Here is a 13,830-nt window from a genome sequence, read left to right on the forward strand (position 1 = left end):
CACTATATCCGGAATGGCCATCAGGCAAACCGCTTTTTGACGGATGGCTCAATGCCAGGCGCGGCGCGACTGCTTGCTCAGTACTGATAGTCTTCGAATACCGGCTCGACCGACCCGTTCCAGCGTCCGTGGTAGAGAGCCAGCATGTCATCGGCCAGCGTCATCCGCTTGGCAAGAACCTCGTCCAGTGTGTTTAGGAACACCGTCTCGTCCTGGCCTTCGGAATTCAATTGGCCGCGCGCCTTGAGCCCCGCGCGTGACATTTCGACGACTTCGCGTGCTACCTCCATCAGCGGGCGCCCCGCGACCGAAGCCTTGAGCCCCTGGACCGGAACCGCATCGCGCATGGCAATCACGTCGTCGACGGTCCAGTCGGCAGTCAGTTCGTCGGCCGCAGCCAGCGCCGTTTCGTCGTAGAGCAGGCCGACCCAGAGCGCCGGCAGCGCGCAGATGCGCCGCCACGGGCCCCCGTCAGCGCCACGCATTTCGAGGAAGCGCTTCAGGCGCACGTCGGGGAAGAGGGTGGAGAGGTGGTTTGTCCAGTCGCCCAGCTGCGGCGCCCAGTCGGCGATCTCGCCCTTTAGCGCACCATCCATGAACTGGCGGAAGGTGATGTGAGTGCAGTCGTGATAGCGCCCGTCGCGCACTATAAAATACATCGGGGCATCGATGGCCCAGGCGACGTAATCGCCGAAAGAGAAGTCCTTCGAGAAGGTGAAGGGCAGCACGCCGGCGCGGCGATTGTCGGTGTCGCGCCAGATGTCGCCCCGCCAGGAGAGAAGCCCGTTCGGCTTGCCTTCCGTAAACGGCGAGGAGGCGAACAGCGCGGTTGCCAGCGACTGCAGCTTCATCGACACCCGCATCTTCTGTCGCATGTCGGCTTCCGAGGAGAAGTCGAGATTCACCTGGATCGTGCAGGTCCGGTACATCATGTCCAGCCCCTGGCTGCCGACCTTCGGCATGTAGCGGGTCATGATGTCGTAGCGTGACTTCGGCATGCGCGGCGTCTCGGCCAGCGTCCATTTCGGGCTGCCACCGATCCCGAGGAAGCGGATGCCCATCGGCTCCGCGATTTCCCGCAGCACAGCGAGATGCTGGTTCGATTCCTTGCAGGTCTGGTGCAGCGTTTCCACGGGTGCACCGGAAAGCTCGAACTGGCCGCCCGGTTCGATCGAGATTGCGCCCATGCCATGCTGCTCGCCGAGCCCGATGATGTTATCGCCGTCCATGATCGGCTCCCAGCCGAGCTTGGACTGCATGCCCTTGAGGAGCGCCGAGATGCTGGCTTCCCCATGATAGGGAACGGGCCTGTTGTCGGCCCGGAAGAAGGCGAACTTCTCGTGCTCGGTGCCGATCCGGAACTGGTCCTTCGGCTTCGACCCTTCGGCCATATAGGCCGCCATATCGTCGAGAGTGCCGAGAGGGGTCTGGTCGGTCGTGTCACGGGCCATGGAAGCTACCTTGCTGGGCGTCGTCGGTGGGCACAGTTGAGCCCATCACTGAGGCTGATTGAACCGGATTTCTGTGCCGTGCAAGTGAAAATCTCTCATGCTCGGCTCAAAAAACTGGAACGAAGTGAAGCGGAAATAAAGCTTAGCGCCAGTCGCCGATGGCGGCCTGCACGACGGCCATTGCGGCGACTGCGGCCGTGTCGGCTCTGAGGATGCGGGGCCCGAGCGGAATGGCCGTCACGAAGGGCAGGGACCTCAGCAACTGACGCTCCTCGTCGGAGAAGCCGCCCTCTGGACCGACCAGAAGCGCGAGCGACTTTTCCTCGATCCGCGACAGCGCGGGCAGGGGATTTTGCGTGGTGCTGTCTTCGTCGCAATAGATGATCCGGCGTTCTGCGGGCCAGCGCTCGAGGAGGTCGCGAAGCTTCACCGGCTCGGTGACCTTCGGAATGGCAAGCACACCGCATTGCTCGGCAGCTTCCACGGCATTCGCCTGCAGGCGATCGATATTGCCGATCTTGCCCTGGACGTGTTGCGTCATCACCGGCTGCAGGATGCCGGCGCCCATCTCGACTGCCTTCTGCACCAGATAGTCCATACGACCGACCTTGAGCGGCGCAAACAGGAAATGCAGATCGCAATCATCAGGCTGCGGACGCGTCTCTTCGGCCGGCGTGATCATGATCTTTTTGCGTGTCGGAAAATGCACGCGCGCCTTCCACTCGCCATGCCGTCCGTTGAAGACGAGCAATTCGGCACCCTCTTCGAAACGAAGCACATTGGCGAGGTAGTTGAACTGCTCCGCGGTCGCCTCGAAGGCTTGGGCAAGAGCAAGGTCGGCGGTCACGTAGAGCCGCTGCATCCGGTAATTGGCACGCATGATGGTCTCGTCTCCGGGATCAAAGAGCGATCAGAGACATAACCCAATACAGCACGGCTGCAAGGCCGGCAGATGCCGGAACGGTGATGATCCACGCCGCCACGATCGTCATGAAGTGTGAGCGGCGCACCAGATAGCGACGGCGGATCTCTTCCGGATTGCGCTCCGGCTTCGGCTCGATCACGAAACGCTCGGCCTTGTTGCGCATGTATTCCATGCGTCGCTTGGAATTGCGCGTGTACCACTCACGGAAGAAGCCGACGCCGAACACGGCACCGACGGCGATGTGCGTGGAGCTGACGGGCAAGCCAAGCGCGGAGGCGACGATGACGGTGATGGCTGCCGAAAGCGAGACGCAGAAGGCGCGCATCGGGTTGAGCTTGGTGATCTGTTCGCCGACGAGCCGGATCAGGCGCGGACCGAAGAGCAGAAGTCCCAGCGAAATGCCGGCAGCACCGATGATCATAACCCAGAAAGGCACTGTGACCTGCCCGGAAATCTCGCTGTCCTGCGCCGCATGCACGATGGCAGACAGCGGACCGATGGCGTTCGCCACGTCGTTTGCGCCATGGGCGAAGGAAAGCAGGGCAGCTGCAAAGATAAGCGGCAACTGGAAGAGCTTGCGCAGCGACTGGTTTCGGTTCTCCAGCCCGCGCGACTGTCTGCGGATCAGCGGCACGCTGAGCCACCACGACAGGAAGCCGAAGGCAAGGCCGATCAGGCAGGCCTGCAACAGGCTGATGGAAATGAGCTTGTTGAGGCCCTTGAGCGCCAGATAGGCAGTGAAGGAGCCTGTCATGATCCCGATCAGCAAGGGCACCCAGCGTTGTGCCGCCAAGATCTTGTCCTCGCGGTAGACGATGAATTCCTTGATGAAGGCGAGGAAGAGCGCCGCGATCACACCGCCGAGGATAGGCGAAACGACCCAGCTTGCCGCGATGCCGCCCATGACGCCCCAGTCGACGGCAGACATGCCCGCTGCCGCGACACCTGCGCCCAGCACGCCGCCCACCACGGCATGGGTCGTGGATACAGGTGCGCCGATCCAGGTCGCAAGGTTGACCCAGAGCGCCGAGGAGAGCAGCGACGCCATCATCGCCCAGATGAAGACATCGGCACTCGGCATCTTGGCCGGATCCACGATCCCGCGCGAGATCGTTGACACGACGTCACCGCCGGCAATCAGCGCCCCTGCCGTTTCGAAGATCACGGCGATGGTCAGAGCCACGCCCATGGTCATGGCGCGTGATCCAACGGCAGGTCCGACATTGTTGGTCACATCATTGGCGCCGATATTCATCGCCATATAGGCGCCGATCGCGGCCGCAGCGACGATGATCCACGCGCCCGGCCGGTCCATGGCGAGCGCTCCGGCAAACACGGTGGCGAGCACCATGAAGATCAGTGCGATGCCAAGCGGTGCAAAACCTCGTGAGACGTGCTGCGCCGCTTCCTCGACATGGGCGATCTTGTCGAGATCCTTGTCGAGCGTCGGCTTCACGAGTTTTGGCTTTGGCTTGCCCATGGCGGGTGTCTCCGGAAGAGGGTCCCTGTCCGGTTTCCTCATTCTCTTGTTTTAGCGGCAGATGATGACGCATAGTCCGTGGGCCACAGGCACGTCACGGCATATCTCATCGGGTCGCAGAAGCCCCTAGCGACAAAGGGGCTGCGCTGCAATATGACAGTTTTGTGACAGTCGCTTTCAGGCCCGTTTTGCAGCCTTTTCTGGGATTGGCGCGGGCATTTGTGTCAGCTTCGGGAATTCCAGGAACAGTGACTTGAGTTCCTGTTCCTCGACGCGGGTGGCTGCTTCCGCGCAACTGACCCACTCGAGACGACGAACGCCCTTCTCGGGGAACTCCTTGACGAAGCCTTTCACGTCGAGCGCGTGGACCTGAACGCGGGTCGGCACCTTGTGCCCGCCACGCATCTTCTTCATGTAGGTATAATAACCGACGGGCTCGATGCCCGCCTTGCCCTTGACGCCAGCCTCTTCAAAGGCCTCTCGCTCGGCGATGGCATGGGGCTGCTTGCCCGGCATGTGCCAACCCTTCGGAATGACCCAACGCCCGGTATCCCGGCTTGTGATCAGCAGCACCTCGAGCTCGCCGGTCTTCTTGCGCGTCCGGTGACAGATCGCAGCAAACTGCTGCCGCGGCGGACGCTGCAGCATGAGCCTGAGGTCAGATGTGATACGGCCAATGATACCCAATGAACTTGCACCTCGATTCGTTTTTAAGACTACGCCAAAACGCCGCGCGCTTGCGGCCAATCTTGCGCGGATGATATGCTTTTCACACGATGGTTATCGCTGCCTATCAGGTGTAGGCGCCATGTGTTCAATTCAATGCGACATTCGGTACTCGAAAGTCGCATTTGCCGACATCTAGTTGTCTTTCGGCGTCGCAAACACGCCGAATTCCTTCAGCCCGTCAATCACGCCGCGGGCCGCGGTCCCTTGAGTGGCGATCATGCCCGGCCGTGCCTGCGCGAGGCTGACGAGTTCGGGAAGCGCATTGCCCGGCATGATGCCGCGCACGCCATCGAGCTCGAACATCGCCCTGTCATTGCCGGTGTCGCCCGCAACCACCACCTCGTCCAGGCCGATCTCAAGCTCGCCGCAGAGCCAGGTGAGCGCCTTTCCCTTGTCGGCGACATCAGGCAGAACGTCGAGATCGCGGGCGCTGGAATAGATGACCCGTGCTCGATGACCAGAACTGGCGAGCATCTGTTCCAGTTCCAGAATATCCTGCGCCGTCGCATCATGGAGATACCAGCTCGACTTGTAGTCATGCTGATATTGTGCCGGTTGCCGCGTCAGCCGCTCCATCATCACGAGTTCCGCCTCGATCAGGTCGACATCGAAGCCATCAGCGATCAGCGCCGTATACTGGTCCGACAGATGAGGATGGTCATACGAATGCACCATGGTGCCGACGCCGCCGATCAGAAAATCGGCTTGCGGCAAACCTTGTTCCCATGTGAATTCCATGATGTCCTCGATCAGGCGGCCACTGTTGTAGACCAACAGCGGTCGCTCGCCGTCCGGCAAGGTCTGCCACAGCCGCGCGAACTCGACTGACGCATCGCGGTCCCCCGCGAGCGTCCCGTCGAGATCGGACGAAAAGAGCCGGATCGGTTTCAATCCCCGTCGTTCCATGGTTCTGCCCAGTCGCTTTCTTCAAGAGCTTGCGCCACCGGACGGCCTTCCACAAGAGCCACGAGTTGCTGAGCGATCCCGGTCCAGGTGAAAAGACTGCGAGCCTTGTGCGCACCCATGCGCGACAATCGCCCGTAAAGCCTCGGATGCTTGAAGGGCTTCATCATGGTGATGCCGAGATCATATTTGTCGAAGGGGTCGGCAAACAGCGCATGACGACCATAACTGACGGCGCGGAAGAGGCCGCCATGGATGGTGACGATCGTCGGCGTGCCGCTCGCCATGGCCTCGATGGCCGTCATGCCGAAGGGCTCGTAGCGACTGGAGAGCACGAAGAGATCGGCGGCGCGATACATGTCAGGCAGGTCTTCGTCGGGAATGAAGCCGGAGAATTCTACCTTGTCTGAGATGCCGAGATCGGTCACCTGCTGCTTGAGCTGGGCTAGGATCGTCTCTTCCTGCGCATCGAGGCTTTCCCCACCGAGCGCCAGCCGCAACCGCGCGTCCGGCACCCGCTCCGCCATGACGGCAAAGCCGTCGATCAGGAGATCATAGCCCTTGTTGGTTGCCAGTCGCCCGAGTGCCAGAACCGTTTTGCCTTCGAAGCCGAAGCGTTGGCGCACCATCTGCCGAGAGGATTCCGAGACCGGATAGAAGCGATTGTCGTCATAGCCAGGCGGGATCATGTGCACGCGATTGCGTGCCAGTCCATAATCCTCGGTCAGCATGTCCAGCTGGATCGGCGTGGTGGCAATCACCAGCTGGCAGCTGCGATAGACGATCAACTCGTGCTGGATGCGTTCCTTGAAGTTGAATTCCTCGTCGAACCTGTCGGCGCGCTCCGGATAGTCGGTTTCCATCTGCCGCTTTTTCCACATCCCAAGCGAATGCGGCGTGTGGATATGCGGCACGCGAAGCGCTTCTGACAGGCGCTGTCCGGCAACGCCGGCATCCCAGTAGTGGCTGTTGATGAAGAGATAGGTCAGTCCCTCGCGCTTGATCCAGCGCAGGGCCTTCTCGTTCCATTCGGTCAGATGCCGGTGCAGATATTCCTTGGGAATGAAATCCCGTCCGCCACAGGGAATGCGCACGACGCGCACGTTTTCGTCCACCTCGTCGATCTCAGGCTGGTCTTCAAAGAGGCGGGTGAAGATATCGACCTTGTGGCCGAGCTGGGCGAGTTTCTTTGCAAGTTCGAGAACATAGACCACCTGGCCGCCGGTATCGGCGGCTCCGAGTGGCGGCTGGGCTGCGACGTAGCCATGCGTTGAGACGAGCGCGATGCGCGGCGTCTCATGCGGATCCGTTTGAAGTGCCATAATCCCCACCTTCTGAAAATTTCGTTCTTAATAAGCGGGAATAGTAACGCACTAGGTCGGAAATTGTTTCGTTTTTTAGATGAAATTTTCGCGATGACCCGGAACCTTTACGTCCGGGCCTTCGCAAGCGCTCACGCCGTCGTCCCGACGATGACGATATGGAGTGCCCGTGGGCCGTGGGCACCCAGCAGCAATGTCTGTTCGATATCGGCAGAGCGAGACGGCCCGGTGATCATGTTCACCGTGCGCGGCATCGTCTCGCCCTGAGCCTTCCGGAGGTTCGCCCAGAGGCTTTCCATATCCCCGACAATCGCGGCCGCCTCGACGACGACGATGTGATGGTCGGGCAGGAAGTTGAGTGTCACCGGGTTGTCGGGCCCAGAGAGAACGCAGAGCGTACCCGTCTCGGCGATCCCGCCGAAGGCGTGACTGACCGCGACAAGGTCATTGCCGTCGGACGCGCCAGATCGGACCTCCAGCGTGCCGGCTGTTTGCCAGGAAAGTGATGTCAAACGGGGATCGCCACCGATGCGGATGGAGGCCGGCAGGTTGCGCTGCTTCAGATACTCCGCGACGGCAGCCGGCACGCTGCCGGATGTCCCGAGCCGCTCCGTTGTCGCATTGTATTTCTCGGCCATAGCGATGAAGAGGGCGAGCCGCTCATCGGCCGGAAGCTGGCCGCGCTTCGGAATAATTCCTTGCGGGCGCTCGACAAGGCGATTTGCTACGACTGCTGCTCGCTCGCTGTCGCCTCCGGTCGCTTTCAGCGAGGTGCGGATGCGGGAAAGAATGGCCTGGCGGCTGTCCATGGTTCAGGCTCCCTGCTTCTGGCGTGCGGCCCATTGCTGGGCAAAGGTCTGCCCCTCCGGTGCCGGCAGATCGCGAATGTCGGTCCAGCCCGAGGCAAAGGGCAGGGACGCGATCCGTCCACGACTGCCGCCGATCAGGCTCAGCATTCGCGCGCCGATCGAGGTCGCCATGCGGTAGAGCTTCGGTCGCTTGGCAAAGAAGGCCCAGACACCCAGTCCATAGCGCGCCGTCGAGGGGTTGAGATGGTTCTCGAACTCGCGCTCGCGCCAGTGCCGCATCATCTTCGGCAGCGGGATGTGCATCGGACAGACACTCTCGCAGCGCCCGCAAAAGGTCGAGGCATTCGGCAGATGGCCTGAAATGTCGACACCGAAAAGAGACGGTGTGAGAACAGCGCCCATCGGCCCCGGATAGACCGAGCCATAGGCATGGCCGCCGACGGCGTGGTAGACTGGACAGTGGTTCATGCAGGCGCCGCAGCGGATGCAGCGCAGCATGTCCTGGAACTCGCTGCCGAGCATGGCGGTACGGCCGTTGTCGAGCAGGATGACGTGATACTCCTCCGGCCCATCAGGATCTTCGGCCCGGCGCGGCCCGGTGGAAAAGGTCGTATAGACGGAAATGTCCTGGCCGGTCGCCGAGCGGGCGAGAAGCCTGAGGATCTGCGAACAGTCTTCAAGCGTCGGCACCAGCTTCTCGATCGAGGCGACGACGATGTGCACCTTCGGCAGCGATTGTGTCAGGTCGCCATTGCCCTCGTTGGTGACGATCACGGAGGTGCCGGTCTCGGCGATCAGGAAGTTGGCGCCGGTGATCCCGACATCTGCCTGGAAGTAACGCTTGCGCAGCACCTGCCGCGCTTCGGACAAAAGCGTTTCCGGTGCTGTGAGGTCGCGCTTCGGGTCGAGATGCGTGTGCACCCGGCGGAAATCCTCTTCCACCTGCTCCTTGTTGAGATGCACCGCAGGCGCAATGATATGGCTCGGATGCTCGCCGCGAAGCTGGATGATGTATTCACCGAGATCAGTCTCGACCGGTTCGATCGCATGCTCGGACAGGAAGTCGTTGAGATTGATCTCCTCCGTGATCATCGACTTGCCCTTGGTCACGGTCTTTGCCCCGACCCGCCGGCAGATGTCGAGCACCAGCTGGCGCGCATCCTCGGCGCTCTCGGCCCAGTGCACATGGCCGCCGGTTTCCGTCACCTTGCGCTCATAGGCTTCGAGATAGAGGTCGAGATGGGCGAGCGTGTGGTTCTTGATCTCGCGGCCCTTGTCACGCAGGGCGTCGAATTCGGGAAGGGCAGCGACTGCGGCCGCACGTTTTGCGATGAAACCCTTCTCGACATTGGTCAGCGCCTTCTGCAACTGGCCGTCGGCCAGCGCTCGGGCTGCATTGTCCTTGAACTGCGGGGCGGTGAATTGCATGCCTTCCTCCTCCCTTTGTGTCCGTTACTTGCCGCTGCCGGCAATCGGCCGGCTGTCGGTCATCCCGGCCAACACTTCCGCGACATGCCGAACCTCGATGGATGAGCCCTCGCGCTTGAGCTTGCCCGCCATGTTCATCAGACAGCCCATGTCGCCGGCGAGCAGCAGATCGGCGCCGGTCTCCCCAATCATCGCCGTCTTCTTCGACACGATCTTGCCTGAGATATCGGGATATTTGACGCAGAAGGTGCCGCCGAAGCCACAGCAGACATCCGAGCCTGTCATCTCTTTCAGTTCCAGCCCCTCGACGCTGGACAGAAGCGCGCGCGGTTGCTTTGCGATGCCGAGTTCCCTGAGGCCAGAACAGCTGTCGTGATAGGTCACGCTCTTGTCGAGCTGGACCTTGACCTCGGTCATCCCTCTGACATCAGTGAGAAAGGAAACGAGCTCGAACACCTTGTCCGAGAAGCGCCGACAGCGCTCCTCCCAGAGCGGATCGCCCTTGAAGAGCTCGGGATAATGCATCTTCAGCATGGCCCCGCAGGACCCGGAGGGGAGAACGACATAGTCGAAGCCTTCGAACTGCTCGATCACCTGCTTTGCCAGATCACGCGTATCCTTGGTGTCACCGGAATTGTAGGCCGGTTGACCGCAACAGGTCTGGGCGATCGGCACGTGCACGTCGCAGCCGGCATCCTCGATCAGCTTGGCGGCCGAAAAGCCGACGCTCGGCCGGAAGAGGTCCACAAGACAGGTAGCGAAGAGGCCGACCTTCGGCCGGATTTGGGCTTGGCTCACGCTTTTGTCTCCGTTTTCGAAAGGTTAGCCGTACGGCCCGTGCGACCGCCGTCGCGCCGGATGAGCCTGAGTTTCGCGACCCGTCCCCATTCGCCGGCTCGCGCGCTTTCGTCGGCCGCCCGCATGACGAAATCGATATGCGCTTGGGCTGCAGCCTTGGCCGCTTCCGGATCGCCGGCGAGGATTGCGTCATGGATCGCTACATGCTGATCCAGAAGCCTCTCCCGCGCATTGGGCAGCGAAAAGACGGCCTTGCGGTTGAAGAAGATGCCCTCCGACAAAAGCCGGTAGCAGGCCCGCATGGTGTGCAGGAGAATGATGTTGTGCGCCGCTTCGCCGACGGCATTGTGGAATTCCACGTCGGCCGCGAGTTCGTCTTCCGGCTCCTGGGTCCCGTGGGCGTGACGCATGTCCTCGATGATCCGGGACAACAGCGCCTTGTCGGTCTCCGTCGCCCGTTGGGCCGCCAACTCTGCCGTCAGGCCCTCGAGTTCACGGCGATATTCGAGATAGTCGCGCGTGGCGCGGGCATGCCGAGAAATGAGATCGGTGATCGGCTTGGAAAACACCTGGCCGATAATGTCGGCAACGAAGGTGCCGCCGCCATGATGGCTGATCAGCAGTCCCCGGTTTTCCAGCTCCTTGAGCGCATCGCGAAGGATTGGCCGCGACACCTCGAGCGACTGGGACAATTCCCGCTCGCCCGGCAGCCGGTCACCATCCCGCAATACGCCGTCGAGGATCAACAGCTCGATCTGCTGTACCACCTCGTCGGCGGTGCGGCTGTGGCTGACGCCGGAAAACAGTGTCTGGTCGCTCTCGATCATTACCCTCTCCATGCCGTTTCATAGCAAGCGGAATGACAAGTGGTCAACTTTGTTGTCCAGTTGACTGCTGCGCAATTCGTCGAAAGCGGGGCTGTGACGTTTGCACCTTTGCGCTGACGCGAGCGCACTGCTAGCTTGCGATAGGGCAAGGGAGACGGTCGGCGTGGCAAAGGGTGATTTTGCATTTCCAATGGCGCCGGAGCGGGCGCTGGCGCTCGGAGAAATCCATGCCAGACCCTATGCGCTGGTCAAATCCGGCCGGGTCATCTTTCAGCTCGCCTTCATGATGGATGGCGGTTCGGCCGTGCATCATGCGGCCATTTCCGAACTATCCCGCGCCCGCGGCGTCGCCCCGCCGGAGAAAAATGGGCGCTATCATTCGCTCGCCTGGGGACAGGGGACGCTCCGTTGGGAGCGGCATACCGAGTTTTCCACCTGGTTCTGGGACGGCCCGCTGCCAGAAAGCTTCGGTGGCGAAGTGCCGATCCATCCCTTCGGCGACGGCTTCATCGCCCCCGGTCCGCTGATTTCGGGGATCCGCCTCGAACTTCGCCCTGATGGTCCCGAAATCGCCGATGCCCATGCCGCCTTCGATCCGGCAAGCCTTTGCTATAGCGAGTTGAAGAACGGCCAGGCGGCTGTGCTCACCGACTTTCGCCAGGACGGTCATGGCCTCACCCAGATCCTCGTCATTGACAGAGGCATGACCGAAGCTGGCCGCGGCGCCGTGGTCCAGCGCCTGCTCGACATCGAAACCTATCGCACCATGGCTATGCTCGGCCTGCCGCTCGCCCAGACACTCTCGCCCGAGATCCGCCGCATCGAGGACGGTCTGACCGCCGTCACCCAGCGGATGAAGGCGCATGCCCGCGACGAATCCGACGAGATGCTTTCCGAGCTTACACGCCTTGCCGCCGAACTCGAGGCCAATGCCGCCTTGAGCCTCTATCGGTTTGGGGCCAGCCGCGCCTATGACGGCATCGTGCGCGAGCGTATCAAGACGCTGGATGAAACGCCGGTGCCTGGTCACGAGACGCTGGGTTCCTTCCTCGAACGGCGCCTGGCGCCCGCCATGCGCACCTGCCAGTCGATCGAGGAACGTCAGGCCAACCTCTCGCGGAAACTCTCGCGTGCGACGGCTCTCGTCCGGTCCTGGATCGATGTCGAGCTGGAACGGCAGAATTCCGACCTGCTGACCGCCATGAACAGCCGCGCCGAAATGCAGCTGCGCCTGCAGCAGACCGTCGAAGGCCTCTCGGTCGCCGCCATCTCCTACTATGTCGTCGGCCTCGTCGGTTATGCCGCCAAAGCCATCCCGCACGACCTCCTGCCCTTCGATACGGCCATCATCACCGGTATTTCGGTGCCGCTCTCCGTGCTTGGCGTCTGGTGGGTGGTTCGACGGATCCGTAGGAGCCACGAACGGCAAGGCTGATCAGCTCTTGCTGACGCGCCCTGCGGATCGATATATGATCGCAGACAAGCGGCGGATGACAGGCAGAATGGCGAAGCAGACCAAGGCGAAACTCGACAAGAAGGGGCTGTCAGGCCTTGGGCTCGAGAAACTGGTCGATATCCTCTTGGAGGAATCCGCGGCCAACAAGGCGCTGAAGGCACGCCTCCAGACGGCGCTCGCCGGCGAAACCGGGCCGGATGAGATGGCCCGCCTGATCGACAAGCGCCTCGATGCGATCGACCAGGCGACGACGCGGATCAACAAGGCACGCGCCCGTGATCTCGCCGGGGAATTTGCAGCCCTTGCCCGCAACATCCTCTCCGAACTTGGGTCAGCCGATCCTCAGGCCGCAGCCGAGCGTATTGTTCGTTTCCTCGGCCTGCGCTTTCCGGTCTCCGCACGTTTGGCCACGGACAATGCTCGCCTGTGGAAGGTTTTTGACGACACGGAACTGGCGACACTCGACCTCATCAAGACCGTCGGGGCCGAGGAGCAGGTCCTTCTCGTGCCGCATATCGAGCGCCTGCGGTTGCGCGATCGCTACGGTGAGCACACCGGTTTCCTGCGTGCGCTGACCGGCGTCGTCTCAGGCCCGGCCGCGAAGGCATGGCGAACGGTGCTGGCCGAAGTCCTGCCCTCCGAACCCCTGAAGCTCGGCGCGTTGGATCTCCTGCAGTCGCTCGCTTTGCATCAGGGCGATATCGACGATTTCCTGGTGCTCGAACGCCAGAAGCCCGAAAACCGCCGCGATACGCTCGCTGTCGCCGAATTGCTGCATCAGGCCGGTCGTTTCGAGGCCGCGCTGGAATGGGTGCGCGAGCGCCCGCGTGGCGTCCGCCTGATCCCGGTCAACGGAGTTCTTGCCTCCGTCGGTCCGGATTATGGCGCCCATGAGCGCCGTCTGCTGGAAGCCGAGATCCTCGAAAAGCTGAAGCGCCGCGAAGACGCGCAGGAACTGCGCTGGCGCGAATTCGGCGAAACCCTCGATCCATCCGTACTGAAACTCTACCTGTCGAAGCTCGACGATTTCGCCGAATTCGATGAGCTCGACCGGGCACTGGCGCTGGCGAAAGAGCACGAGGACATCTATCTCGCGCTTGATTTCTTACTCGCCTGGCCGCGTCTCGATCTTGCCGCCGCCCACGTCCTGCGCCACCAGCATGATTGGGAAGGCCGCCACTACGACGATCTCGCCCCAGCCGCCGAAGCGCTGTCGGCAAAGGAGCCGCTGGCCGCCGTCGTGCTCTACCGTGTGCTGGTCGAGGATATCCTCAGGCGCGGCATCGGCGTGGCCTATCCCCATGCTGGCCGTTACGTCGGCGAGCTCGCGCGCCTCATGCCGAACCTGCCTGAAGGCCACGGCCTCTCGACCCATGCCGCCTTCCTCGCGGAGTTGCGGCGCAATCATTCGAAGAAGTATGGCTTCTGGAGCTCGGTACCGGGTGGGTTGTCGGGCTAGTCTCGGTGCGTTCCCAGCCGTTGCTTTTCAGCTGCTGCGTAAGCATTCATGCACAACAAGAGGTCATTATGCGAGATCTCCAGAGTTCTTGAATCAATGAAGAGACGGCCAGGTCGGCTTCTCAACTGCGCTACGCGCGTCACTCCGGCTACGGACTTTGCTGCCGGGCTGACTGTGAGCTCAATCCCGGCCGTGATACCTCTGACCGTACTAGTCGAAATGACGTCGATCGCTTTCCATGGG

General features: G+C 61.8%; 12 protein-coding genes. 2 read left to right on the forward strand and 10 right to left on the reverse strand.

Annotated features, from left to right (window positions below; translation table 11 throughout):
• Nucleotides 1–77: 77 nt before the first annotated feature.
• The 10 genes from IP85_RS06010 to IP85_RS06055 all read right to left on the reverse strand — a co-directional run bounded on the left by IP85_RS06010 (nucleotide 78) and on the right by IP85_RS06055 (nucleotide 10,672).
• The gene (locus tag IP85_RS06010; protein ID WP_054148770.1) at nucleotides 78–1,451 is read right to left on the reverse strand and encodes a glutamate--cysteine ligase; all 1,374 of its coding nucleotides are present in this window, start codon (nucleotides 1,449–1,451) and stop codon (nucleotides 78–80) included.
• Nucleotides 1,452–1,593: 142 nt separating this feature from the next.
• Entirely contained in the window at nucleotides 1,594–2,331 is a 738-nt protein-coding gene (locus IP85_RS06015; protein ID WP_054148771.1) for a 16S rRNA (uracil(1498)-N(3))-methyltransferase, read from the reverse strand.
• A gap of 19 nt (nucleotides 2,332–2,350) precedes the next feature.
• Nucleotides 2,351–3,856, reverse strand: coding sequence for an inorganic phosphate transporter (locus IP85_RS06020; protein ID WP_054148772.1), 1,506 nt, complete (start codon nucleotides 3,854–3,856; stop codon nucleotides 2,351–2,353).
• 177 nt (nucleotides 3,857–4,033) lie between these two features.
• Complete coding sequence (locus tag IP85_RS06025; RefSeq protein ID WP_194842775.1) at nucleotides 4,034–4,543, reverse strand: NUDIX hydrolase; 510 nt, start codon at nucleotides 4,541–4,543, stop codon at nucleotides 4,034–4,036.
• Between the two features lie 174 nt (nucleotides 4,544–4,717).
• On the reverse strand, nucleotides 4,718–5,476 hold the full coding sequence (locus IP85_RS06030; RefSeq protein ID WP_054148773.1) for an HAD-IIB family hydrolase: 759 nt from the start codon (nucleotides 5,474–5,476) through the stop codon (nucleotides 4,718–4,720).
• On the reverse strand, nucleotides 5,473–6,810 hold the full coding sequence (locus IP85_RS06035) for a glycosyltransferase family 1 protein (RefSeq protein WP_054148774.1): 1,338 nt from the start codon (nucleotides 6,808–6,810) through the stop codon (nucleotides 5,473–5,475). Before IP85_RS06035 ends, IP85_RS06030 begins: the two co-directional genes overlap by 4 nt.
• Before the next feature lie 131 nt (nucleotides 6,811–6,941).
• Nucleotides 6,942–7,619, reverse strand: coding sequence for a lactate utilization protein (locus tag IP85_RS06040; RefSeq protein WP_054148775.1), 678 nt, complete (start codon nucleotides 7,617–7,619; stop codon nucleotides 6,942–6,944).
• A gap of 3 nt (nucleotides 7,620–7,622) precedes the next feature.
• Nucleotides 7,623–9,047 carry a LutB/LldF family L-lactate oxidation iron-sulfur protein gene (locus IP85_RS06045; RefSeq protein ID WP_054148776.1) on the reverse strand — a complete coding sequence of 475 codons (1,425 nt, stop codon included), beginning with the start codon at nucleotides 9,045–9,047 and terminating at the stop codon, nucleotides 7,623–7,625.
• A gap of 24 nt (nucleotides 9,048–9,071) precedes the next feature.
• Nucleotides 9,072–9,845, reverse strand: a complete 774-nt coding sequence (locus IP85_RS06050) for a (Fe-S)-binding protein (protein WP_054148777.1) — start codon at nucleotides 9,843–9,845, stop codon at nucleotides 9,072–9,074.
• Nucleotides 9,842–10,672, reverse strand: a complete 831-nt coding sequence (locus IP85_RS06055) for a FadR/GntR family transcriptional regulator (RefSeq protein ID WP_054148778.1) — start codon at nucleotides 10,670–10,672, stop codon at nucleotides 9,842–9,844. The genes IP85_RS06050 and IP85_RS06055 overlap by 4 nt, the downstream gene beginning before the upstream one ends.
• Nucleotides 10,673–10,835: 163 nt before the next feature.
• On the opposite strand from IP85_RS06055, the gene IP85_RS06060 reads away from it, so the two are divergent.
• Both IP85_RS06060 and IP85_RS06065 read left to right on the forward strand, forming a co-directional pair.
• Nucleotides 10,836–12,107: a DUF3422 family protein gene (locus tag IP85_RS06060; protein ID WP_054148779.1), complete on the forward strand. Its 1,272-nt coding sequence runs from the start codon at nucleotides 10,836–10,838 to the stop codon at nucleotides 12,105–12,107.
• 67 nt (nucleotides 12,108–12,174) lie between these two features.
• Nucleotides 12,175–13,587: a DUF6880 family protein gene (locus IP85_RS06065; RefSeq protein WP_054148973.1), complete on the forward strand. Its 1,413-nt coding sequence runs from the start codon at nucleotides 12,175–12,177 to the stop codon at nucleotides 13,585–13,587.
• The last annotated feature ends 243 nt before the right edge of the window (nucleotides 13,588–13,830 follow it).

The organism is Rhizobium sp. AAP116 (assembly GCF_001295785.1).
Classification (GTDB): Bacteria; Pseudomonadota; Alphaproteobacteria; order Rhizobiales; family Rhizobiaceae; genus Allorhizobium.